22 protein-coding genes and 1 pseudogene are annotated in these 23770 nt (G+C 62.7%); 11 read left to right on the forward strand and 12 right to left on the reverse strand.

Translation table 11 applies throughout. The features are described from left to right. Positions 1 to 160 precede the first annotated feature (160 nt). The 6 genes and pseudogenes from trpC to rpe all read right to left on the reverse strand — a co-directional run bounded on the left by trpC (position 161) and on the right by rpe (position 5652). The gene (gene trpC / locus BMZ23_RS03375) at positions 161 to 955 is read right to left on the reverse strand and encodes an indole-3-glycerol phosphate synthase TrpC (protein ID WP_093472734.1); all 795 of its coding nucleotides are present in this window, start codon (positions 953 to 955) and stop codon (positions 161 to 163) included. After that, on the reverse strand, positions 952 to 1998 hold the full coding sequence (trpD, locus tag BMZ23_RS03380; RefSeq protein ID WP_093472736.1) for an anthranilate phosphoribosyltransferase: 1047 nt from the start codon (positions 1996 to 1998) through the stop codon (positions 952 to 954). Before trpD ends, trpC begins: the two co-directional genes overlap by 4 nt. Before the next feature lie 29 nt (positions 1999 to 2027). Then, entirely contained in the window at positions 2028 to 2624 is a 597-nt protein-coding gene (locus BMZ23_RS03385) for an aminodeoxychorismate/anthranilate synthase component II (protein ID WP_093472738.1), read from the reverse strand. Between the two features lie 10 nt (positions 2625 to 2634). Beyond that, entirely contained in the window at positions 2635 to 4116 is a 1482-nt protein-coding gene (gene trpE / locus BMZ23_RS03390) for an anthranilate synthase component I (protein WP_093472740.1), read from the reverse strand. A gap of 69 nt (positions 4117 to 4185) precedes the next feature. Further along, positions 4186 to 4972, reverse strand: a pseudogene (locus BMZ23_RS03395) (phosphoglycolate phosphatase). 5 nt (positions 4973 to 4977) lie between these two features. Continuing rightward, the gene (gene rpe / locus BMZ23_RS03400) at positions 4978 to 5652 is read right to left on the reverse strand and encodes a ribulose-phosphate 3-epimerase (protein WP_093473130.1); all 675 of its coding nucleotides are present in this window, start codon (positions 5650 to 5652) and stop codon (positions 4978 to 4980) included. Positions 5653 to 5722: 70 nt separating this feature from the next. Here rpe and BMZ23_RS03405 point away from each other — a divergent pair, with 70 nt between their 5' ends. Next, complete coding sequence (locus tag BMZ23_RS03405) at positions 5723 to 6589, forward strand: DUF3530 family protein (RefSeq protein WP_093472744.1); 867 nt, start codon at positions 5723 to 5725, stop codon at positions 6587 to 6589. On the opposite strand, the gene BMZ23_RS03410 is transcribed toward BMZ23_RS03405, so the two are convergent. Genes BMZ23_RS03410 through BMZ23_RS03420 form a run of 3 tightly spaced genes read right to left on the reverse strand, consistent with a single transcriptional unit; the run spans position 6571 to position 9022 of the window. Continuing rightward, complete coding sequence (locus BMZ23_RS03410) at positions 6571 to 7344, reverse strand: TerB family tellurite resistance protein (RefSeq protein ID WP_093472746.1); 774 nt, start codon at positions 7342 to 7344, stop codon at positions 6571 to 6573. The two genes, BMZ23_RS03405 and BMZ23_RS03410, sit on opposite strands and share 19 nt — an antisense overlap. Next, on the reverse strand, positions 7344 to 8012 hold the full coding sequence (gene murU, locus BMZ23_RS03415) for an N-acetylmuramate alpha-1-phosphate uridylyltransferase MurU (RefSeq protein WP_093472748.1): 669 nt from the start codon (positions 8010 to 8012) through the stop codon (positions 7344 to 7346). The genes BMZ23_RS03410 and murU overlap by 1 nt, the downstream gene beginning before the upstream one ends. Then, positions 8009 to 9022, reverse strand: a complete 1014-nt coding sequence (locus BMZ23_RS03420) for an aminoglycoside phosphotransferase family protein (RefSeq protein WP_425431655.1) — start codon at positions 9020 to 9022, stop codon at positions 8009 to 8011. The genes murU and BMZ23_RS03420 overlap by 4 nt, the downstream gene beginning before the upstream one ends. Positions 9023 to 9161: 139 nt before the next feature. On the opposite strand from BMZ23_RS03420, the gene BMZ23_RS03425 reads away from it, so the two are divergent. Genes BMZ23_RS03425 through BMZ23_RS03455 form a run of 7 tightly spaced genes read left to right on the forward strand, consistent with a single transcriptional unit; the run spans position 9162 to position 17403 of the window. Beyond that, positions 9162 to 11900, forward strand: coding sequence for an LPS-assembly protein LptD (locus BMZ23_RS03425; RefSeq protein ID WP_093472753.1), 2739 nt, complete (start codon positions 9162 to 9164; stop codon positions 11898 to 11900). Beyond that, positions 11890 to 13182, forward strand: coding sequence for a peptidylprolyl isomerase (locus tag BMZ23_RS03430; RefSeq protein WP_093472755.1), 1293 nt, complete (start codon positions 11890 to 11892; stop codon positions 13180 to 13182). Before BMZ23_RS03425 ends, BMZ23_RS03430 begins: the two co-directional genes overlap by 11 nt. Beyond that, positions 13179 to 14174 carry a 4-hydroxythreonine-4-phosphate dehydrogenase PdxA gene (gene pdxA, locus BMZ23_RS03435; RefSeq protein ID WP_093472757.1) on the forward strand — a complete coding sequence of 332 codons (996 nt, stop codon included), beginning with the start codon at positions 13179 to 13181 and terminating at the stop codon, positions 14172 to 14174. Before BMZ23_RS03430 ends, pdxA begins: the two co-directional genes overlap by 4 nt. After that, on the forward strand, positions 14167 to 14967 hold the full coding sequence (gene rsmA / locus BMZ23_RS03440) for a 16S rRNA (adenine(1518)-N(6)/adenine(1519)-N(6))-dimethyltransferase RsmA (protein WP_093472759.1): 801 nt from the start codon (positions 14167 to 14169) through the stop codon (positions 14965 to 14967). Before pdxA ends, rsmA begins: the two co-directional genes overlap by 8 nt. Positions 14968 to 14970: 3 nt before the next feature. After that, positions 14971 to 15345 (forward strand): Co2+/Mg2+ efflux protein ApaG, encoded by a 375-nt coding sequence (apaG, locus tag BMZ23_RS03445; RefSeq protein WP_093472761.1) that lies wholly within the window; start codon positions 14971 to 14973, stop codon positions 15343 to 15345. 11 nt (positions 15346 to 15356) lie between these two features. Then, positions 15357 to 16169, forward strand: coding sequence for a symmetrical bis(5'-nucleosyl)-tetraphosphatase (locus BMZ23_RS03450; protein WP_093472763.1), 813 nt, complete (start codon positions 15357 to 15359; stop codon positions 16167 to 16169). Between the two features lies 1 nt (position 16170). Continuing rightward, positions 16171 to 17403, forward strand: a complete 1233-nt coding sequence (locus tag BMZ23_RS03455; RefSeq protein WP_093472765.1) for a multifunctional CCA addition/repair protein — start codon at positions 16171 to 16173, stop codon at positions 17401 to 17403. On the opposite strand, the gene folK is transcribed toward BMZ23_RS03455, so the two are convergent. From folK to tsaD, 3 genes are read right to left on the reverse strand one after another with little or no spacing between them, the layout of a single operon-like run. Further along, positions 17404 to 17958 (reverse strand): 2-amino-4-hydroxy-6-hydroxymethyldihydropteridine diphosphokinase, encoded by a 555-nt coding sequence (folK, locus tag BMZ23_RS03460; RefSeq protein WP_093472767.1) that lies wholly within the window; start codon positions 17956 to 17958, stop codon positions 17404 to 17406. Continuing rightward, the gene (gene folB, locus BMZ23_RS03465) at positions 17955 to 18311 is read right to left on the reverse strand and encodes a dihydroneopterin aldolase (protein ID WP_093472769.1); all 357 of its coding nucleotides are present in this window, start codon (positions 18309 to 18311) and stop codon (positions 17955 to 17957) included. The genes folK and folB overlap by 4 nt, the downstream gene beginning before the upstream one ends. A gap of 1 nt (position 18312) precedes the next feature. Continuing rightward, a complete protein-coding gene (gene tsaD / locus BMZ23_RS03470; RefSeq protein ID WP_093473132.1) occupies positions 18313 to 19353 on the reverse strand; it encodes a tRNA (adenosine(37)-N6)-threonylcarbamoyltransferase complex transferase subunit TsaD in 1041 nt (346 codons plus the stop codon). A 233-nt stretch (positions 19354 to 19586) separates the two neighbouring features. Here tsaD and rpsU point away from each other — a divergent pair, with 233 nt between their 5' ends. From rpsU to rpoD, 3 genes are all read left to right on the forward strand, one after another. After that, the gene (gene rpsU / locus BMZ23_RS03475; RefSeq protein WP_093472771.1) at positions 19587 to 19802 is read left to right on the forward strand and encodes a 30S ribosomal protein S21; all 216 of its coding nucleotides are present in this window, start codon (positions 19587 to 19589) and stop codon (positions 19800 to 19802) included. Between the two features lie 177 nt (positions 19803 to 19979). Beyond that, the gene (gene dnaG / locus BMZ23_RS03480; protein ID WP_093472773.1) at positions 19980 to 21818 is read left to right on the forward strand and encodes a DNA primase; all 1839 of its coding nucleotides are present in this window, start codon (positions 19980 to 19982) and stop codon (positions 21816 to 21818) included. Positions 21819 to 21905: 87 nt separating this feature from the next. Beyond that, complete coding sequence (gene rpoD, locus BMZ23_RS03485; RefSeq protein ID WP_093472775.1) at positions 21906 to 23756, forward strand: RNA polymerase sigma factor RpoD; 1851 nt, start codon at positions 21906 to 21908, stop codon at positions 23754 to 23756. Positions 23757 to 23770: the final 14 nt, after the last annotated feature.

Below are 23770 nucleotides of genomic sequence, written 5' to 3' on the forward strand. Positions count from 1 at the left end.
CCCTGAGTTTGATGAAAGCCATTCTCACATCGAAGCAGGGGAACAAATAGCGCAAATATTGGCTTTAAATTATCGACTCAGCCGATAGATCATCGCTGCGGCGTGTAGCTGCTATTGATGGCGACCCCGGCGGCAGGGGCCGGGTCGCAGCTGAGACCACTCAGAAAAACAGCCGCTTGAGCTCGGCGCCCGGGTCTGCGGCACGCATAAAGGCCTCACCGACCAGGAATGCATAGATATCGTGGGCCAGCATCAGCTCAACGTCGGCCCGATTGAGGATGCCGCTCTCGGTGACCAGCAGACGGTCAGCCGGCACCTGCGGAATCAACTCGAGGGTAGTCTCCAGACTCACCTCGAAACTGTGCAGGTTGCGATTGTTGATGCCGATCAGCGGGGTGTCGAGACGCAGCGCCCGCTCCAGTTCGAGCCCGTCATGCACCTCGACCAGCACATCCAGTTGCTGCTCGGCGGCACAGGCAGCCAGTTCGTGCATCTGTCCGTCATCCAGCGAGGCGGCAATCAGCAGGATGCAGTCGGCGCCGATTGCCCGCGCCTCAACCACCTGATAGGGGTCGACCAGAAAATCCTTGCGAATCACCGGCAGGCGGCAGGTGGCGCGGGCCTCGCGCAGGTAGTCCTCGTGGCCCTGAAAAAAGTCCCGGTCGGTCAGCACCGACAGACAGGCTGCACCGCCCTTCTCGTAGCTGGCGGCAATCTCCGCCGGTACGAAGTGCTCGCGCAGCACGCCCTTGCTCGGCGAGGCTTTCTTGATCTCGGCAATCACCGCCGGCTCACGGCGGGCGGCGCGCTGCTGCAGCGCCGCAGCAAAACCGCGCGGCGCATCGGCACCGGCGGCCAGCCGCTGCAGCTCGTCCAGAGAAACACGGGCGCGGCGCTCGGCCACTTCCTGATACTTGCGCGCGATGATGTTCTGCAAAATGGTTGGAACGCTCATTGTGCCGCTTCCTCACGAAACACCTCGGTAAAGGCCACCAGCTCATTGAGTTTTTCCCGGGCCATACCGGAATACAGGGCATCCGAGGCCAGTTGCACACCCTCGCTGAAAGTCGACGCCTGATCGGCAGCATACAGGGCAGCGCCGGCATTCAGGATGATCATGTCGGCGGCCTTCTCACCGGCCTCGGTTTCCCGCTTGCCGAGGGCATCACGGATCAGCGCCAGCGAGGCCTGCGGGTCCTCGACGCTCAGACCGATCAGGCTGCGGCTTTGCAGGCCGACATCCTCGGGGCTCAGGTCATACTCGCGAATCTCGCCATCCTTGAGTTCAGCGACGTGGCTGGGCGTGGCCAGGCTGAACTCGTCCAGACCGTCCTTGGCGCAGACCACCAGCACATGCTGGCTGCCAAGACGGCTGAGTACCTCGGCCATCGGCCGGCAGAGTTTCTGGCTGAACACGCCGATTACCTGATGGCGCACGCCGGCCGGGTTGGTCATCGGGCCGAGCATGTTGAAGATGGTGCGCAGGCCCAGCTCACGGCGCGGGCCAATCGCATGCTTCATCGCACCATGGTGCGCCGGGGCGAACATGAAACCGACGCCGACACTCTCGACACAGCGCGCCACCTGCTCCGGGGTCAGCGCCAGATTGACGCCGGCCGCCTCAAGCAGATCGGCACTGCCGCTTTTGCCGGACACCGCGCGGTTGCCATGCTTGGCCACCCGGCCACCGGCCGCCGCCACCACCAGCGCCGCCGCCGTCGATACGTTGAAGATATTGGCGCCGTCACCGCCGGTGCCGCAGGTGTCCACCAGCCGCTCGGCGTCAATCTCGACCCGCGAAGCCAGCTCGCGCATGACCTGCGCGGCACCGGTGATCTCGTCGATGCTTTCGCCCTTCATGCGCAGGCCCACCAGAAAGGCGCCAATCTGCGCATCAGTGCACTGGCCGGTCATGATCTGGCGCATCACCGCCTGCATGTCTTCAGTGCTCAGGTCGATATGTTCGACCACCCGCGCCAGTGCCGTCTTGATATCCATGTTCTGCTCCTTGTTCAGCAACCCGGGGTTCAGCCGCGCAGGCCGCCATGCTGCCTGAGGAAGTTGGCCAGCAGTTCGTGGCCCTGTTCGGTGAGGATGGATTCCGGGTGGAACTGTACGCCCTCGATCATGTACTGGCGATGGCGCAGCCCCATGATCTCGTCCACCGAGCTATCCTCGTGCTGTGTCCAGGCGGTGATTTCCAGACAGTCCGGCAAACTTTCGCGGCGCACCACCAGCGAGTGGTAGCGGGTCACCGTCAGCGGATTGTTCAGCCCGGCAAACACCCCCAGCTGCTGATGGAACACCGGACTGGTCTTGCCGTGCATCACCTGACGCGCCCGCACCACCTCACCACCAAAGGCCTGACCGATACTCTGGTGGCCCAGACAGATGCCAAGAATCGGCAGCTTACCGGCAAAGTGGCGCAACACCGGCACCGATACCCCGGCCTCGTTGGGCGTACAGGGGCCGGGGGAAATGACGATCCGCTCCGGTTGCAGCGCCTCGATCTGCTCCACCGTCAGCTCGTCGTTGCGCACCACCTTCACCTCTGCACCCAGCTCGCCGAGGTACTGCACCACGTTGAAGGTGAAGGAATCGTAGTTGTCGATCATCAGCAGCATGTCTGTGCCCTCACTCCGCCGACTGTTCGGCCAGCGCCACGGCACGGAACATGGCACGACGCTTGTTGATGGTTTCTTCCCACTCGTTCTCGGGTACCGAGTCGGCAACGATGCCGGCGCCGGCCTGCACGTGCAGGGTGCGATCCCTGATCACCGCAGTGCGGATGGCAATCGCGGTGTCCATGTTGCCGTTCCACGCCCAGTAGCCGACCGCGCCGCCATACACGCCACGCTTGACCGGCTCCAGCTCATCAATGATCTGCATGGCGCGAATCTTCGGCGCACCGGACAGGGTGCCGGCGGGCAGAATGGCACGCAGGGCATCCATGGCGTTGAGGTCATGGCGCAACTGGCCACGCACATTGGAGACGATATGCATGACATTCGAATAGCGCTCGATGACCATCTGCTCGGTGACCCTGACCTGCCCGACCTCGGCCACCCGGCCAACGTCATTGCGGCCAAGGTCGATCAGCATCAGGTGTTCGGCAATCTCCTTGGCGTCGGCCAGCAGGTCACGTTCAAGGGCCAGGTCATCCTCCGGTGTAACCCCGCGCGGGCGAGTGCCGGCAATAGGCCGCACCGTGACTTCGCCGTCCTCGACCCGCACCAGCACCTCGGGCGAACTGCCGACCACATGGAAGTCACCAAAATTGAAGAAGTACATGTAGGGCGTCGGGTTCTGGCTGCGCAGGGCTCGGTACAGGTCAATCGGCGCGGCACGAAAATCAATGCTCATGCGCTGCGACAACACCACCTGCATACAGTCGCCGGCCAGTATGTAGTCCTTGACCCGGGCCACCGCCTGCTCGAAATCCTCGCGGGTAAAGCTGGCACTGTAATCCAGATCATCACGGTCCGGGCGCACATCCAGCCGCAGTGCCTTGCGCTGCGCCAGCGGCTGACGCAGCTGCGCCAGCAGTGCATCCAGACGCGCATTGGCGGCATCGTAGGCATCGCTGCGTGACGGATCAGCCAGCACGATGGCGTGCAGCTTGCCGGCCAGATTGTCGAACACCACCACCTCGTCACTCACCAGCAGCAGGATGTCCGGAGTACCCAGCGGGTCCGGGTGCGGACAATGCGCCAGCTTGGTTTCCACATAACGCACGCTGTCGTAGCCGAAATAGCCCACCAGCCCGCCGTTGAAACGCGGCAGACCGGGCAGATCGGCAACCCGGTAGCGGGCCTTGAACTGCTCGACAAAGGCCAGCGGGTCGGCACACTCGTGGCGCTCGGTCTCAACGCCATCGACCAGCACCACGGCGCTGTGGCCATCTACGCGCAGCAGGGTGCGTGCCGGCAGGCCGATGATCGAGTAACGCCCCCACTTCTCGCCGCCCTGCACCGATTCGAGCAGGTAGGAAAAGGGCGCATCGGCCAGTTTCAGCCAGGTCGACAGCGGGGTATCCAGATCGGCCAGCACCTCGCGTGCCAGCGGAATGCGGTTGAAGTCCTGGCTAGCCAGGCGGAGGAATTCGTCTCGGGTCATGATCAGCCTCGTCGGCAGGTGGTTGTCACACGCAAAGCAGACGTCCGCGGCGGGCGCGGACCACGCACATCAGGCACGCCAGCGCCAGCGGGCGAGCGCCTTGATCACTCTCATGAGTTTGCGGTTGCTGACAAACACGGCTGATCCGTCTTGCAGGTGGAGTCAAGCGGCTAGGCTATATGAGCTGTGCCAGTGAATCAACCAGCAGGTCGGGGTTTTCCGCGGCGATCGGCTGGCCATGGTTGTAACCGTAACTGACCGCCACCACCGGCACCCCGGCGGCACGTGCGGCGAGAATGTCACTGCGTGAATCACCAACGAACAGCGCCTGCGCAGCTGCCACCCCGGCCGCCTGCAAGACATGCAGCAACGGCGCCGGATCAGGCTTTTGCAGCGGCAGGCTGTCACCACCAAGCACCCAGTCAAAGCTCTGTTGCAGGCCATGGGCAGCCAGCAGGTCGGGCAGAAAGCGCACCGGCTTGTTGGTAATCAGCGCCAGCCGCACGCCCTGCTGACGCAGGTGTTCAAGGCAGGCCCGCACGCCCGGATACAAGCGGCTGCGCGAATGCTCAAGGGCATAGGCCTGGAGGAAATCCGCCAGCGCCGCCTCGGCCTCGGCCTCAGCCACCCCGGAATGCTGCAGGCTGCCGGCCAGTGCGCGGCGCACCAGTACCCGGGCACCATTGCCGACCCACAGACGCACCTGCTCGACCCCGGCCGGTGGACGACCGCGCAGCGCCAGCATCTGGTCCACCGCGGCGGCCAGGTCCGGCACCGAATCGATCAGGGTGCCATCCAGATCAAACATCACCAGCGCCGGCAGCCGGCCGGCAAAGTGTTGCTGCCAGAAGTCCATGCGCTTCAGCGCTGCACCTGCGCCAGCTCGGCACGCATCTTGTCGATCACCGCCTTGTAGTCAGGCTTGTTGAAGATTGCCGAACCGGCGACGAAGGTGTCGGCACCCGCCTCGGCGATGGCGCGGATATTCTGCTCATTGACCCCGCCATCGATTTCCAGACGAATGTCACGACCGCTGGCATCAATCAATGCCCGCGCCTCACGCAATTTGTCGAGGGTGCCGGGGATGAACTTTTGCCCACCGAAGCCGGGATTCACGCTCATCAGCAGGATCATGTCGACCTTGTCCATCACGTACTTCAGGCTGTCCAGCGAGGTGGCCGGGTTGAACACCAGTCCGGCCCTGGCGCCGCCATCCCTGATCAGCTGCAGGGAGCGGTCGATATGCTCGCTGGCTTCAGGATGAAAGGTGATGTAGCTGGCACCGGCCTCGAGAAAGTCACCGATGATGCGATCCACCGGCTTGACCATCAGGTGGACATCGATCGGCGCGCTGATGCCGTACTTGCGCAGAGCGCTGCAAACCATCGGGCCGATGGTCAGGTTGGGGACATAGTGATTGTCCATCACGTCGAAGTGGACAATATCGGCACCCGCCGCCAGCACCCGGTCGACATCCTCGCCCAGACGGGCAAAGTCGGCGGAGAGGATCGACGGGGCAATTGCGTAATCAGGCATCTTCATTCTCGCTGAATGGCGGCTAAGATAGGGACAGGCCCGCATTGTACAACCAAAGGATGCCCGATTCATGACCCGCCTGCTGCCTGCCCTGCTGCTGTGCCCTGCCCTGCTGCTGGCGGGGATTTCCGAGGAAGAGCTGGCTGCCGACACATCGGCAGAAACAGCGCCGACCAGCGAAGCGCTAATGCAGGACCGCAGCGAGTCGCTGACACGCTGGCAGCAGCAGGAAACAGATCTGCAGCGAAGCCTGCCGGCCAATCAGTTGCGCTGGCTGGAATTTGACCAACAACGCTGGCTTGGGCTGTTCCTGCCGGCCATGCAGCCAGAACCACGGGGCGGCGTTCTGCTTGTCAGTGATGCGGGTCAGCATGCCGACTCGCCTGCGCTAAATGGCCCCGCACGTCGCCTGCTCAGCGAGGCCGGATGGCATACCCTGGCCATCGCACTGCCTGAGCTGCCGGCGCAGCCGGCCGACAATCCGGAGGCGTCGCTGCAGTTGTTTGGCGAATGGATGCAATCGGCACAGGCACGGATCAGCCACAGCCTGTCGAGCCTGCAGGCCGAAGGAGCACAATGGCATGCGCTGATTGGTGATGGGCGCAGTGCCTGGCTGCTGGTAGACAGCCTTGAGCGGTCTGCGCTGGCAGCAGATGCGCTGGTGCTGCACCGGATGCATGCGCCGAGCCAGAACGTCGAACGCATAGCCTTGCCACAGGACCAATCCTTCCCGATTCTTGATCTGCTGATCTCCGGCAACCAGACAACAGCCCGGCAACGTCAGCTGGAGGCCCGTCGGCTTGGATTGGGGGAATATCAACAGTTGGAAATCCCTGAACCTATGCTCAATCCGCTGGCGAGGGAAGTCACCCTGAAGCGGCTATCCGGCTGGCTGCAACGCCAGCAGCAGATTGCTGCTCAACGGAATCCGCGATAACGTCGCAACCGCTCCCAGGCTTCCTGAATCGCCCGGATGCGCTCCCCGGCTCCGGCCACCTGCTCAGCGCTGGCTCCCTGCTGCTGCAGCTTGTCGGGATGATGCCGGCTGAGCTGGCGGCGATAGGCGCGCCGGATACTCGCCTCGTCGTCATCCAGACTGACCTGCAACAGGGCAGCCGCCTCAGCCAGCAAATCGCGCTCGGCAACCGGCGCCCGCGCCTGAGCCGAACGCGGACGGTGACGCTGATGCATGCGCTGCTGTTCCGGCTTGGCCAGCCCGGCCAGCTGCGCCCAATCATTCAGCAGGCGCTGTTGCTCCGCACTGAGACTGCCACCCACCAGCGCCATCCGCCAGCAACTGTCGAGCAACTCCACGGCCATAGCCGGATCCTGTCGCATCAGACGCCGCAAGGCCGCTGTGATCGGCGCATTCGGCTGCTTGCCACGATTGAAGTCATGCATGGCCTGCCGGCATGCCGCCTCATCCAGCCGATACTGCCCCATCAGATCACGCGCCAGTTGCAGATGCTCCTGCCTGACACGGCCCGAGGCCTTGGCCAGGTGACCCAGACAGAGAAACAACACCTCCTCGAAGCGCAGCGGCGGACGAATTCGCGCCTGCAGGTCCCGCCAACCACGAATAGCCAATTGCCGATCCAGTGCCTGACCAAGCAGCGCCCCGAGCAGGGCACCCGGCCAGCCGCCCAGCAGGGCACCGGCCAGCCCGCAGAGCAAGGTCAGCGGCCAGTACATCAACCACCCCCTGCCAGCAAATTGGCTTCGGCCAGCCGCTCAGGCGTACCTATATCCATCCAGCGTCCGGCATGTCGTTGGCCACCAACCAGTCCACGCTCGGCGGCAGCCCGCAGCAAGGGCGCCAACGGCGCCGACCCGGGCACCAGGCCGGCAAACAACCGGGGATCAAGTACGGCAATACCGCTGTAGGTGAGTGCAGATTGCCCAGGCAACGGATTGCCGACACGCCCCCCATGCAGACAGAAATCACCGGCGTCCTTGTGTGGCGGATTATCCACCAGCACCAGTTGCGCCAGCTGCCCCTTGGCCAGTGTCAGTGTGGCAAAGTCGATATCGGTCCAGACGTCTCCGTTGACCAGTAAAAAGGGCGCATCACCCAGCAGCGGCAGCGCCTTGAGAATGCCGCCTGCGGTCTCCAGTGGCTGCCCCTCGGCCGACCAGCTGATCCGCACGCCCAGTTCTTCGCCCGTACCGAAGTGCGCTTCGAGCTGCTCGCCCAGCCAGGCATGGTTGATCACCAGCTCGTGTATGCCCGCCGCCGCCAGCGCCTCGATATGCCACTGCAGCAATGGCTTGCCCGCCACCCGCAGCAGAGGTTTCGGCGTATGCAGGGTCAGCGGACGCATGCGTTCGCCCTTGCCGGCGGCCAGCAGCATGGCTTTCATGCGCCAGGCTCCAGACTATCGAGCAGGCGCGCCAGTGGCGCCAGACGTGGATCTTCGGCGCAAGCCTCGCGCAGGTAGCCAAGAAAGCGCGGTGCATCCTGCAAATACTGCGGCTTGCCGTCGCGGTGGCGGATGCGCGCAAAGATCCCCAGCACCTTGAGGTGGCGCTGCACCCCCATCAGCCGCGACTGGCCAAGGAACAGCGATAGCTCAGCCGGCACCGGCAACCCGGCCTGCAAGGCCCGCTGCCAGTACAGGCTCAGCCATTCCCGGCGCTGTTCTGCAGTAAAACTGAAAAAAGCATCGGCAAACAGCGAGGTGACGTCATAGCTGAGCGGGCCATAGAGCGCGTCCTGGAAATCCAGTACACCCGGCTCACCCTCGGCAACCATCAGGTTGCGCGGCATGTAGTCGCGGTGCACGAAAACCCGCGCCTCGGCATTGATACTGTCCAGCAACAGTCGACACAGAGCCTGCCAGTCAGCCTGCTGAGTAGCCGTCATCTCGACGCCCAGGTGACGCTGCAGGTACCAGTCAGGGAACAGCTGCAGCTCGCGTAGCAGCACCGCGTCGTCATACTCAGGCAGCTCGCCCGGCCGACTGGCCTGCTGCCAGCGCAGCAGGCTGTCAATGGCGCTGGAAAACATCCGCTGCAGGCTTTGCGGATCAACCCCGGCCTGAATCTGCTGCAGATAGGTATGGCTGCCCATATCCTGCAGCAGCAACAGCCCCTGCTCGAGATCAGCGGCGAGGATCGCCGGCACCCTGACCCCGGCCTGCTGCAGCAGGCCGGCAATGCGCACAAAGGGCCGCACATCCTCCTGCGGGGGTGGCGCATCCATCACAATCAAACTCTGGTCACCAACCGTCCAGCGAAAATAACGTCGAAAGCTGGCATCGGTGCTGGCCGGCCGCAACTGCCCGGCAGTCGCCTCCTGCGCAACGCCAGCCTGGCGCAATGCCTGCGGCAGCCACTGATTGACCAGCTCCAGTCTGTTATCCATCCCGATCTCCACATACCCGACGGCGCTGGCTCTTGCGCAGCACAATGCTTTATTATCCATGATCCCGATGAATGCGCAGCATGCATCCTGCACCCGGCCCGCACAAGCCGCGCCCGCACCGACTGGAAGCCCGGAACCTACAACAATGGCAGAACGCACCCCCCCGTTTCGTCCCGCTTTCCCGCTGCTGCTGACCAGCACCCTGCTGCTCGCCCAGCCGATGACAGCTCTGGCCAATGGTCAGGTCCAGTGCCGCGCCGGCACTGACGGCAGCTGGGTCTGCAGCTCACTGGAAACCTCAGCAAAGCTGCCACCACGTCCGCAGCCGCCGGCTCCCGTGGTACACAGCAGCAAGTCGCCCGCCGCACAGCAGAGTGCCGGCGTCCCTGGCGTGCCCGCTCCCAGCGCTGTGCCAGCTCACACAGAACTGGACTGGGTCCCGCGCGATCAACTGACCCCTGAGCAGCAAGCCGGCGTTGCCGCCTACTGCTCCGGTACCTATGTTGAACCCGAGCGCAGCGGCCGTGACGACCAGACCCCGTTCGCCGAACTGCCGATCTCGGCCGTTGCCGACAGCTCCAGTTTTGACCAGGACAGCCGTATCGGGACCCTGGAAGGTGATGTCGTGCTACGTCAGGGGCGTCTGCAGGCTCAATCCGACCATGCCAGCTTCGACCAGAACAGCTCGCAGGCGGTGCTGACCGGCAACGTGCGGCTGCGCGACCAGGGCGTACTGCTGCTTGGCGAACGGGCCCAGATGCAGGTTGATACCGGTGAAACCCGTATCGACGATGTACGCTATGTCGTGCATGAGGCGCACGCCCGTGGTGAAGCGCGCAAGCTGATGCGCCGTGACGACGCGGTGATTGTCATGGCCGACGGCAGCTATACCACCTGCGAGCCAGGCCAGAATACCTGGACCCTGCGCGGCAAGGATATTGAGCTGGATCGCGAAAAAGGCTGGGGTGAAGCCAAGCATGTCACCCTGCGGGTCAAGGACATTCCGGTGTTCTACACCCCCTACCTGTACTTCCCGATTGATGATCGCCGCCAGTCAGGTCTGCTGGTACCCAGCCTGTCCTACAGCCGCAATTCCGGCTCCAGCCTGACCACGCCCTACTACTTCAACCTGGCTCCGAACTACGACGCCACCCTGTACCCGACGCTGATGAGCGATCGCGGCCTGCAGCTGGAAGGCGAGTTCCGCTACCTCACTCCGACCAGCGAAGGCCAGATTGGAGCATCGGTGCTGGATGATCGCGAGGATGAGCGCAAGCTGCAATCGAAGTACAAGGACCAGCGCTGGATGTACAGCTGGCAGCATGTCACCGACTTCAACCCGCGCCTGCGCGGCAGTGTCGATTACACCGATATCAGCGACCCCTACTACTTCCAGGATCTGGATACCTATCTTGGCATCAACACCGGCAGCTTTCTCGACCAGCGTGGCAGCCTGACCTGGCGGGGTAACGGCTACCGTGCAGCGCTCAACGTGCATGCCTACGAGCGGGCCAGCATCACCGATATCACACCTTACGAACGCCTGCCGCAGTTGACCCTGGACGGCAGCCTGCCCTTCCAGCCGGCCGGACTGCGCTTCAACTACTCCGGCGAGTTTGTCAGCTTCCAGCGCAGTTTGATGAGTGGCTCGTACACAGACAAAAACGGCACTCCCGAAGGCCCCTGGTACGATACGTTTCTTGCTGGCCTGACCCGCGCAGAAGGTGAGCGGCTACATCTTGAACCAGCGATCAGCCTGCCATTAACCCGTAGCTGGGGGTATGTGAATCCATCGCTCAAGTATGCGTACACGCGCTATCACCTGAGCCTGGATGATCGCGGCAAAACAACCCTCAACACTGCCGCAAATGAACGCTTTGTGCGCAATCAGAGCCGCGGCGTTCCGGTCTTCAGCGTTGACAGTGGACTATACTTCGATCGCGCCACCGAGCTTTTTGGCAATAGCTATACCCAGACCCTGGAGCCACGCCTGTTCTACTTGTACGTACCGGAAGAAGACCAGAATGATATCCCGGTGTTCGATACCAGCGAGGGCGGCTTCAGCTACGCCGCACTCTGGCGTGACAACCGCTTCTCCGGGCGCGACCGTATCGGCGATGCCAACCAGGTCTCGCTGGGCCTGACTCACCGCTGGATCGAGGCTAACGGGTTCGAGCGGCAACGTCTCAGCGCCGGACAGGCCTTCTACGGCCGTGATCGCAAAGTCACAATGCCTGATCTGAGTGGCACGTTTGCGCAACGTTCGGATTACACCGACAGCTCGTCACCCTATGCCTTCGAGTACCAGTACCGGTTCAACCAGGACTGGCGTTTCAGTCTTGACCTGGTGCAGGAGCGTTCACTCGGCAATACCCGCTCGGGCAGTGCCATGTGGCACTACCAGCCGGAAAGTGACCCACGCAAAATTGTCAACCTGGGCTACCGCTACCGCAATGATACCCTGCGCTTTGATACGGCCAGCGGCCGCTGGACATACAACCCGGACTTCGGCACTCCGGGCAGCCCCGATTACATTCCCAACTACTACAAGATCGACCAGCATGACTTTTCTTTCATGTGGCCACTCAACCCACAGTGGAGCCTGATTGGCCGCTGGCAGCATGACTACGGGCGTAACAGAACCCTTGAGGCCTTTGGTGGCTTTGAATACGACAGTTGTTGCTGGAAACTGCGCGTCATCAACCGCTACTGGATCGATTACGACGAAACCAGCCTGAATCCGCGCCGCAATGACGATCCGGATCGTGGAATTTTCCTGCAAATCGTGTTCAAAGGACTTGGCAATGTCGCTGGCAGCGGACTTGAAAACCTGCTCGGCGAAAGCATCCCCGGATTCACAGAGCGAGAAAAAAATGCCTTCTAAGTTTCATCATGCCCTGTTTGGACTCTTCGCCAGCCTGCTGCTTGGCGGTACGGCCCAGGCGCAGTTCCAGCCACTGGATCGGGTAGCTGCAATCGTCGACGAAGATGTGGTCATGCAAAGTCAGGTAGATCAGCGCTTTGAAGATATCTACCGTCAACTGCGCGCCAGTGACAGCCCCATGCCGCCGGCCGAGGAAATCCGTGAGCAGGTACTGGATCGGCTGATCCTGGAAAGTATCCAATTGCAAATGGGTGCCCGGGCGGGTATTCGCATCGACGATGCCAGCCTGAACCAGACCATGCAGCAAATTGCCGAACGCAACGGCCTCAGTCTTGAGCAGTTCCGTCAGGCACTGGCCGCCGACGGCATCAGTTTCGAACAGGCCCGCGAGCAGATCCGCCGCGAGATGATCATCAATCAGGTACGCCAGCGCCGGGTTGGCGACCGTATCCAGATCACCGACCAGGAGGTACGCAACTTCCTTGCTTCCGAACTGGGCCGCAACCAGACTGCCGCCGACTTCCGACTGGCAATGATTGTGGTGCCGCTGGCCGACTCCGCGAGCGACAGCGAAGTGCAACAGGCAGCCACACACATCGAGGCCATTTATAGCGAGCTGCTGTCCGGCGCTGACATGGCCAATGTTGCCCGGCAACGCATGCAACGGGGAGAGGATGTCGAGGCCGGTGAGTTGGGCTGGCGCAAGTCGTCGCAACTGCCCGGCCTGTTTGCCGGCGCCATCGAGCGCCTTCAGGTTGGCGAGTTCACCCGCCCGCTGCGCTCGCCGTCAGGTCTGCACATTATCCAGCTGCTGGAAAAGCGCGGCGGTGACGGCCAGTTGATGGACGAGTTCCGGGTGCGCCATATCCTGATCAAACCCAGTGAAATCCGCAGCGAAAACGACGCACAACAACTGGTCGAGCGCCTGTACCAGCGTATAGCTGACGGCGAATCCTTCGCCACGCTGGCCCGCTCCTTCTCGGAGGATCCCGGTTCGGCCCTGAATGGCGGCACTCTGGAGTGGATCAGCCCGGACGCCCTGGTGCCCGAGTTCCGCGAGATCATGACCAGCATTCCCCAGGGTCAGGTATCACGTCCGTTCGCCACCCAATTCGGCTGGCACATTTTGGAAGTACTGGACCAGCGCCGGGTCGACATGACCAGCGAGATGCGAGAACAGCAAGCAATCAACCTGTTGCGCAACCGCAAGTTCGATGACGAATTGCAGAGCTGGCTGCTGGAAATCCGCCAGGATACCTTTGTCGAGATCAAGTCGCAGTGAATGTCAGGCGCCTCGCCATCACCGCCGGCGAGCCGGCCGGCATAGGCCCGGATTTGTGTTTGATGCTGGCCAGCCAGCCCTGCGCGCACCAGCGTGTAGTGCTGACTGATCCACAGCTGCTGGCCGAGCGCGCAGCGCAGCTGGGCCTGAAGGTTGAGCTGGAACTTTTCGACCCGCTGCAGCCGGCAACGCCCCAGCTGGCCGGCCAGCTCAGCGTGCTGCCGATACCCCTGGAAGCCCCCTGCCAACCCGGGATACTGGATCCGCGCAATGCCCGGCACGTGCTGCAGATGCTGCGCGAAGCCGGCGAAGGCTGCCTCGACGGCCGTTTTGACGCGATCATTACCGCACCAGTGCACAAGGGCGTGATCAACCAGGCCGGCGTACCCTTCTCCGGGCACACCGAATTCTTTGCCGAGCTGACCGGTACCGAGCAGGTGGTGATGATGCTGGCCTGCCCGGGACTGCGCGTGGCGCTGGCCACCACCCACCTGCCACTGCGTGCCGTGGCGGACGCTATTACCAGCGAGCGACTGGAGCGGGTGATCCGCATCCTGCACGCTGACCTGCAGGGCAAATTCGGCCTGCGTCAGCCACGCATACTGGTCTGCGGTCTGAATCCGCATGCCGGCGAGGGCGGACACCTCGGGCACGAGGAAATCGAGATCATCGAACCGCTGCTGCAGCGCCTGCGCAGTGAAGGCATGCAGCTTGACGGACCACTGCCGGCCGACACCCTGTTCACCCCGAAACACCTGCAAGGTGCCGATGCGGTGCTGGCCATGTACCACGACCAGGGCCTGCCGGTACTCAAACACATGGGCTTTGGCCAGGCCGTGAACATTACCCTGGGGTTACCGATCATTCGCACCTCGGTGGACCACGGCACCGCCCTGGACCTGGCCGGCAGCGGTCGCGCCGATCCGGGTAGCCTGCGGGTCGCCCTGGACACCGCTATTGCCATGCTCGAATCCGGAAATCACCATGACTGAGTTTGCCCCCCACCGCGCGCGCAAGCGTTTCGGCCAGAACTTCCTGCACGACCACGGGGTGATCAACCGCATCCTGCGTGCCGTGCATGCCAAACCCGACCAGCATCTGGTGGAAATCGGCCCGGGCCAGGGTGCGATCACCGAGGGCCTCCTCGACTCAGGCGCACGGCTGGATGTGATCGAGCTGGACAAGGACCTGCACCCCCTGCTGATGGCCCGCTTCGGGCTGAACCCGCAGTTTGCCCTGCACCGTGGCGACGCTCTGAAGTTCGACTTCGCCTCGCTGGTCAATAGCGATGAAAAGCTGCGCATTGTCGGCAACCTGCCGTACAACATCTCGACCCCGCTGATGTTCCACCTGCTGCAACAGTCGGACTGCATCGAAGACATGCACTTCATGCTGCAAAAGGAAGTGGTACAACGGCTGGCGGCACAGGCCGGCGACAACCACTATGGCCGGCTGGGAATCATGGTGCAGTACCACTGCCGGGTCGAATACCTGTTCGATGTCGGCCCCGGCGCCTTCAATCCGCCGCCCAAGGTCGACTCGTCGATTGTGCGGCTGATACCGCATGCACAACCGCCTCATCCGGCGGATGATCCCGCCTGCCTCGAGCAACTGGTACGTGCCGCCTTCAGCCAGCGCCGCAAGACGCTGCGCAACACGCTCAAGGGGCTGCTCGACAGCGATGCCATCAGCGCCGAGGGCATTGACCCGGTACTGCGTCCAGAACAGATTGACCTGGCCGGCTTCGTGCGTCTGGCCAATCGCCTGGCACGCCAGAGGAACTGATTCATGAACACACAGGCCGACCGTATCCGGATCGATGTGCAGACACGTTATCTGGCCGAGCAATCAGACCAACTGCATCATGCCTTCAGCTACCACATCACCATCAGCAACCTGGGGGACAGACCGGTGCAACTGCTGGACCGGCACTGGATCATCACCGATGGCAATGGCACCATTCAGGAAGTGCGCGGCCCCGGGGTTGTCGGCGAACAGCCGATGATCGCGCCCGGTGCCAGCCACAGTTACAGCAGCGGCTGCCAACTGGAAACCCCGGTCGGCAGCATGCGCGGCAGCTATGGCATGCGCTGCGATAGCGGTGAGTTGTTCCGGGTCGAAATTCCGCTGTTCCGGCTGAGCAAGCCGAACGCCCTGAACTGAATGGAGTAAGGATGACCACCTATGCCGTCGGCGATATCCAGGGCTGCCTGAAACCACTGAAATGCCTGCTCGCCGAGGTTGATTTCAACCCCTCACAGGACACCCTGTGGGCGGTTGGCGATCTGGTCAACCGTGGTCCGGACTCGCTGGAAACCCTGCGTTATCTGGACAGTCTGGGCAATGCCTGCATCAGCGTTCTGGGCAACCATGACCTGCACCTGCTGGCCGCCTCGCGCGATGCCAGCCGGCTGAAAAAATCCGACACCCTGCTGGCCATTCTCAAGGCACCGGACCGCGAACAACTGCTGGGCAACCTGCGCCAGCGCCCATTGGCGCATTACGATGCCGGTCTCAACACCCTGATGGTGCATGCCGGCATTCCGCCAATCTGGTCGCTGCAACAGGCGCTGACGCTGGCCGCTGAAGTTGAACAGGTGCTGCGTTGCGACGACCGGCTGCCCTGGTATCTGGACGAGATGTACGGCAACAAACCGGATCGCTGGAAGGACTCGCTACAAGGCATTGACCGCCTGCGCGCGATCACCAATTACCTGACCCGCATGCGCTTCTGCCAAGCCGACGGCACCCTGGAACTGAAAGCCAAGGAGGGACTGGCCAGCGCCCCCAAGGACTTTGCGCCCTGGTTCAGCTTCCCGCGCCGCGATCCGCAGCTGCGCATCGTTTTCGGCCACTGGGCCGCGCTCGAAGGCCGCTGCGAAGTGCCGGGCATCCATGCCCTGGACAGCGGCTGCGTATGGGGTGGCCAGATGACCCTGATGAACCTGCACAGCGGCGAGCGACTCCAGTGTGACTGCCAAGCCTGAAATGCACACCTATCTGGTCGGCGGTGCAGTGCGCGACCAACTGCTCGGCCGCCCGGTGGTTGAGCGCGACTGGCTGGTAACCGGCGCCACCCCGCAGCAGATGCTGGATGCCGGTTTTCAGCCGGTGGGTCGCGATTTTCCGGTATTCCTGCACCCCAAGACCGGCGAGGAATATGCGCTGGCCCGCACCGAACGCAAGAGCGGTAGCGGCCACGGTGGTTTCCGCTTCGATACCAGCGTGCACATCACTGCCGAGCAGGACTTGCAGCGCCGCGACCTGACCGTCAACGCCATGGCGCTGGACACTGATGGCCAACTGATCGACCCCTGGGGTGGCCAGCGCGATCTGCAGGCACGCCTGCTGCGGCATGTCTCAGCGGCCTTTGTTGAAGATCCGCTGCGGGTATTGCGGGTGGCCCGGTTTGCCGCACGCTACGCGCCGCTGGGCTTCCGCGTGGCCGACGAAACCCTGCAACTGATGACGCAGCTCAGTCACAGTGGCGAGCTGCAGACACTCAGCCCTGAACGGCTGTGGAAGGAAATCAGCCGCGCGCTGATGGAGCCTGCCCCGCAGGTATTTATCCAGATACTGCATGACTGCGGCGCGCTGGCCGAACTGCTGCCGGAGGTCGAGCGACTGTTTGGCGTTCCGCAACCCGAAGCACACCACCCCGAGGTGGATACCGGCGCCCATCTGCTGCTGGTGCTGCAGCAGGCCGCACAGCTGCAATTACCCCTGCCGGCGCGCTGGGCCTGCCTGCTGCATGATCTGGGCAAGGGGCTGACCGCCAAGCAGCACTGGCCGAAACACCATGGCCATGAACACCACGGACTCAAGGCCGTGCGCGCGGTCAACCAGCGCCTGCGCGCGCCGCGCGACTGCCAGGAGCTGGCCCTGCTGACCTGCGAGTACCATACCCACTGCCACCGGGCGCTGGAGCTGCGAGCGGAAACCCTGCTCAAGCTGTTTCAGGCTTTTGATATCTACCGGCGCGCTGAACGGTTCGAGCAGTTCCTCGGCGCCTGCGAGGCCGATGCCCGAGGTCGTCTGGGGCTGGAGCAACGGGACTACCCGCAGGCCATTTATCTGCGTCGACTGGCAGAAGAAATGCGCGCCATCCGCCCTACCGAATTACTCAAACAGGGCCTGCAAGGCGCCGAACTGGGCAAGGCACTGGAGCAGCAGCGACTGCAGCGCCTCAAGCAACTGCGCGCCGCCAGCCAAACGGATTGATCAGCCGAGATCCCGACTCACGCCAGGGTCGCGCCGGGGCAGCAGCGATGCCGGGGTCAACGCCTGGCCGCGCCACTCAAAGGCAACCGGCCATAGCCCCTGATTGCCCTGCCAGCCAGCCCACAGCTCGGCATACGCCCGCCCGTCACCTGGCAAGCGGGCATCGCCGGCCAGCAGCGCCAGCGGCCACAGCACGAAAGCATTACGGGTAATTTCCGCGCGCGGCAGACGGATACCATGGTGCACACCATGCAGTTCGCCATACACCAGAATGTCGATATCCAGGGTAATGCTGCCGGCCGAGCGCGCCTCGCGGCGCCCGCAGGCTGCCTCCACTGCCTTTAGTGCCGCCTGCAGTTCGGGCAGGCTGAGCCGGCAGTCGGCAGCCACTACCATGTTGTAGAAGCGCTTGCCGAGCACGCCAACCGCCTCGCTTTCAAATACTGGCGAGCAGTGCAGTGGCCCCAGCAGTTGCTGCAGGGCATCCAGCCCCCGATTCAGGTGGCGTTCACGCTCGACATTACTGCCAATACCCAGCAGAACAGGTACGTTCATCGACGACTGCGCTCGATCGATACACCCACCCCACCCTGCGCCTCGGCCACCGCGCCCGGTTTGGTGATGCGCAGACGCAGTCGGGGAATTGAGAACTCTTCGAGCAACAGGGCAGCCAGGCGCTCGGCCAACGACTCAATCAACTGGAAGCTGCTGGCCGCGGTATAGTCATGCACACGCTGGCAGACCGCCGCGTAATCCAGGGTTGCCGCCAGATCATCGCCGGCCGCGGCAGCGCGGATATCCCAGTCCATCTCCAGATCGATCAGCAGGCTCTGACGGATCTCGCGCTCCCAGGCGTAGACCCCGATTACCGCGTCCACCAGCAACCCGCGAATAAATACCTGATCCATCTCAGCTCCCGGTGGCATGCAGCGGTGGCAATTCTTCCATCGGCCAGCGCGCCCGCGCAACAATGCCACCCTGGTCCTGCTGGCCGGCCATCAGTCGCTGACAACCGGCATAGGCAATCATCGCGCCGTTGTCGGTACAGAACACCGGCCGGGCGTAGAATACCGAGCCACCCAGTTCAGCAGTCATCTGCTCCAGACCGGCACGCAGACGCCGGTTGGCACTCACCCCGCCGGCGATCACCAGTCGTTGCAAACCGGTCTGCTGCAGGGCCCGCCGACACTTGATCACCAGCGTCTCGCAGACCGCCTGCTCGAAGGCCAGCGCCAGATCACAGCGGGTTTGCAAATCATCATTGCCACTACTCTGGCAGTCCTGCCAGGCCGTCAGCACGGCAGTCTTCAAGCCACTGAAACTGAACTCCAGACCGGGGCGGTCAGTCATCGGCCGGGGAAAACGAAAGCGTCCTTCGCGGCCCTGCTCGGCCAGACGGGCAATCTCTGGCCCCCCCGGATAGGGCAGCCCCATCAGCTTGGCACTCTTGTCGAAGGCTTCCCCGGCAGCATCATCCAGCGACTCACCGAGCAGGGTGTATTCACCGATGGCGTCCACCCGCACCAGCTGGGTATGGCCGCCAGATACCAGCAAGGCAACAAAGGGGAATTGCGGTGGATTGGCTTCCAGCATCGGCGCCAGCAGGTGTCCCTCCATATGGTGCACCCCGAGCGCCGGCACTCCCCAGCCAAAAGCCAAGGCACGGGCACTGGCAGCGCCCACCAGTAGCGCCCCGACCAGTCCGGGGCCTGCGGTATAGGCAACCGCATCAACCTCACCGGGCTCAAGGCCAGCGCTGGCAAATACCTCGCGCAATAAAGGAATCAGCCGCTTGACGTGGTCTCGCGAGGCCAGCTCGGGCACTACGCCACCGTATACCCGGTGCAGGTCGATCTGACTGAACAGCGCATCCGCCAGCAGGCCACGATCGCTGTCATACAGCGCCACACCGGTTTCATCACAGGAGGTCTCGATTCCCAGTACACGCATTGATTCGGCTCTGCCCTCTGGCAACATGCAAATAATGCGCGCATGATAATCACCCGGCCGCATGCAGGCCAGTTTTACCTGCAACAGCCGACCGACTGCCATTGTTTTTTTGCTGACCACCCTTTGCTTTTTCCCGACAAAGGCGATAACATCCGCACCCCTTGGATACAGCAACGTGCCGCGAGCCATTGGCTGCGGCGTGACTTACAGCACCGTTTTGAGAAAGGTACGAAATGCCTGCCGTCAAAGTAAAAGAGAACGAACCCTTCGACGTGGCCCTGCGCCGCTTCAAGCGCTCCTGTGAAAAAGCTGGCGTTCTGGCTGAAGTACGCCGTCGCGAGTTTTACGAGAAGCCGACTACCGAGCGTAAGCGTAAGGCAGCAGCTGCCGTCAAGCGCCACGCGAAAAAGATGTCCCGCGAGATCCGTCGCCGCGAGCGTCTGTACTGAGTTAACGCCTGCTATCCGCAAGACCGGCCTGGCCGGACTGCGGACACTATGCAGCCGGGCCGAATACACGCCTCACCCATTACCTGCCAGCAGGAATGATGGAGTGACAGCAGGTATTCGGCTTTGTGCGTTTCAGCCGATCAACAGCCTGCGCCAGCCACACCCAGGATTGCCGCCATGTCCGGAATGATTCCGCAAGGCTTCATCGACGATCTGCTGGCCCGCACCGACATCGTCGAGGTGGTCAGCGACCGGGTCAAGCTGAAAAAAGCCGGCAAGAACCACGTTGGCCTGTGCCCGTTCCACAACGAAAAGACCCCCTCCTTCTCGGTCAGCAGTGACAAGCAGTTTTTCTATTGCTTCGGCTGCGGCGCCGGCGGCAATGCGCTGGGTTTTCTGATGGACCACGATCGCCTGGAGTTCCCCGAGGCTGTCGAGGAACTGGCCAGACGAGCCGGCGTTGATGTGCCGCGTGAGGAACGTCGTCCCGGCCAGAACGAAGAGCCGCGAAGACCCGCCCGTGACAACCCGCTGTTCGGCATCCTCGAACAGGCCGGCGCCTGGTACCGCCAGCAACTGCGCCAGCACCCGGCGCGCCAGCAGGCCGTTGACTACCTGCGCAACCGCGGCCTGAGCGGCGAAATTGCCCGCGACTTCGGTATCGGCTACGCCCCGCCCGGCTGGGACAACCTGCTGCGCCACCTGAGTAACGACCACCGCGAACAACAATTACTCATCGATGCCGGCCTGGTTCTGGAAAATGAAGAAACCGGGCGCCGCTACGACCGCTTCCGCGAACGCATCATGTTTCCGATCCGCGACAGCCGCGGACGGGTCATTGGCTTTGGTGGGCGGGTGCTGGGTGACGACAAGCCCAAGTACCTGAACTCGCCGGAGACCGAACTGTTCCACAAGGGCCGTGAACTCTACGGCCTTTACGAAGCCCGCCAGCGCAACCGCCAGCTGGAACAGATCCTGGTTACCGAAGGCTATATGGACGTAATCGCCCTGGCCCAGCACGGCATCAACAATGCCGTTGCTACCCTGGGCACCGCTACCAGCGAAGAGCATTTGCGCCTGCTGTTTCGCAGCGTCACCCAGATAGTGTTCTGCTTCGACGGCGACAAGGCTGGCCGGCAGGCCGCCTGGCGCGCTCTGCATGCAGCGCTCGGCACCCTTGAAGACGGCCGACAAATCCGTTTCCTGTTTCTGCCGGACGGACAGGATCCCGACAGCCTGGTTCGCAGTGAGGGGAGCGACGCTTTCCGCAAGCGCCTGTTGCAGGCCGAACCACTGACCGACTACCTGTTCCGTCACCTGACCGAGGAATGCCCGCCATCAACCCTGGAAGGCAAGGCGCAACTGGCCAGCGAAGCTATGCCACTGGTCGCCCAGGTACCCGGCAACATGCTGCGCCGCCTCATGGTGCAGGCGCTGGAGCGCATCACTGGCATGCCGCTTGACGATCCCGGCCTGCAGCGCCAGCCCCGGCCGACACCGCAACCGGCAGCCGTCAGCGGCAGCGAACACACAAGCGCGGCAGTTACCCGCCAGCGCACACAACCTGCCCCCGGACATCGCCACCAGGCCGGCGGCCCGGAACTGGAAGCCGCGCGCATCCTGCTACACTGTCCGCAACTGGCACGCCAGATCAGCAACCAGCAACACCTGCCCAGCCATACGGACAATCCCGCAGCGCAACTGCTGGTAGCGCTTATCAACACCTTGCGCCACCACCCGCAAATGAGCACGGTGCAACTCCTGGCTCGCTGGCACGGCACCGAGATGGGCGAACAACTTACCCGTCTCAGCGAGCAGGAGTGGCTGCTGCATGGCAACAACAGCAATCTTCAGCAGCAACTTCAGGACACACTGGAACGCCTGCACCAGCTTGAGCGTGAGCGGCAACTGCAACAATTGCTCGACAAGGCGGCGATTGCACCACTCGAAGCCGATGAAAAACAGCAGCTAAGAGACCTGCTGCAGCAACGCAACACGCAGAAAAACGACGACTGAAGCACCACGAACTGGCGTCACACACGGCATTCAGGCTATAATTCGCAGCTTGATTTTTTGCACACCAAGGCATCCACAAGGGTTGTTATGTCCGGAAAAGCGCAACAGCAATCCCGTCTCAAGGAGCTCATCGCCCGCGGTCGCGAGCAGGGCTATCTGACCTATGCGGAAGTCAACGACCATCTGCCGGAAGATATTTCCGATCCGGAACAGGTTGAAGACATCATTCGCATGATCAACGACATGGGCATCACTGTCTTCGAGACAGCCCCGGATGCCGATGCCCTGTTGCTCGCCGACAACGACGCCGATGAAGCCGCCGCTGAAGAAGCGGCTGCCGCACTGGCTGCTGTGGAAAGCGACATCGGCCGCACCACCGACCCGGTCCGCATGTACATGCGCGAGATGGGCACCGTTGAACTGCTGACCCGCGAAGGCGAAATCGAAATCGCCAAACGCATCGAGGAAGGCATTCGCGAGGTGATGGCGGCGATCTCCATGTTCCCCGGCACGGTCGATGGCATCATTGCCGACTACCAGCGCATCAGCGAGGAAGGCGGCCGTCTGTCAGAGATTTTCAGCGGCTATATCGATCCTGACGATGACGGCATGTCCGCCACCGACAGCGACGACATCCCTACTGAAAAGCTCAAGGATGACAACACCAAGGATGACGACGAGGACGAGGACGACGACAGCGACAGCTCGGATGACGAAGGCGATGGCGGCCCTGACCCCGAAGTCGCCCGTCAGCGCTTCGGTGCCATCGCCGAACAGCTGGACAAGACCCGCAAGGTTCTGAAAAAGCACGGCCGCAGCCACAAGAAGTCGCTGGCTGAGCTCGAAGCTCTGGCCCTGCTGTTCATGCCGATCAAGCTGATTCCCAAGCAGTTCGAAGCACTGGTTCAGCAGGTGCGCGGCGCTCAGGACCGTGTGCGCGAGCAGGAACGCAGCATCATGCAGCTGTGCGTGCGCGATGCCCGCATCCCGCGTGCCGACTTCCTGCGCAGCTTCCCAGGCCACGAAGTCGACGAAAGCTGGATCGATCGCCTGATCAAGGACCTGCCCAAGCATGCCGACAATCTGCAGCAGGTCCGCGAGGATGTGCTCAAGGCCCAGCGCAAGCTGATCGTCCTGCAGGAAGAATCCGAGCTGACGATTGCCGAAATCAAGGACATCAACCGGCGCATGTCGATTGGCGAAGCGCGCGCGCGCCGAGCCAAGAAGGAAATGGTCGAGGCCAACCTGCGTCTGGTGATCTCGATTGCCAAGAAGTACACCAACCGCGGCCTGCAGTTCCTCGACCTGATCCAGGAAGGCAACATCGGCCTGATGAAGGCGGTGGACAAGTTCGAATACCGCCGCGGCTACAAGTTCTCGACCTATGCCACCTGGTGGATCCGTCAGGCGATTACCCGCTCGATTGCCGACCAGGCCCGCACCATCCGCATTCCGGTGCACATGATCGAGACGATCAACAAGCTCAACCGTATTTCCCGGCAGATGTTGCAGGAAATGGGCCGCGAACCGACACCGGAAGAACTCGGCGAGCGTATGGAAATGCCCGAGGACAAGATCCGCAAGGTGCTGAAGATCGCCAAGGAGCCCATCTCGATGGAAACCCCAATCGGCGATGACGAAGATTCGCACCTGGGCGACTTTATTGAGGACTCGACCATGGAATCGCCGATCGATTCGGCCACCGTGGAAAGCCTCAAGGAAGCCACCCGCGAAGTGCTGGCCGGCCTCACAGCGCGTGAAGCCAAGGTACTGCGCATGCGTTTCGGCATCGACATGAACACCGACCACACCCTTGAGGAAGTCGGCAAGCAGTTCGATGTGACCCGCGAGCGGATCCGCCAGATCGAAGCCAAGGCCCTGCGCAAGCTGCGTCACCCGACCCGCAGCGACCACCTGCGCAGCTTCCTCGACGAGTAATCCGCAGCAGTCCC

This window comes from Halopseudomonas yangmingensis (genome assembly GCF_900114825.1).
Taxonomy (GTDB): Bacteria; Pseudomonadota; Gammaproteobacteria; order Pseudomonadales; family Pseudomonadaceae; genus Halopseudomonas; species Halopseudomonas yangmingensis.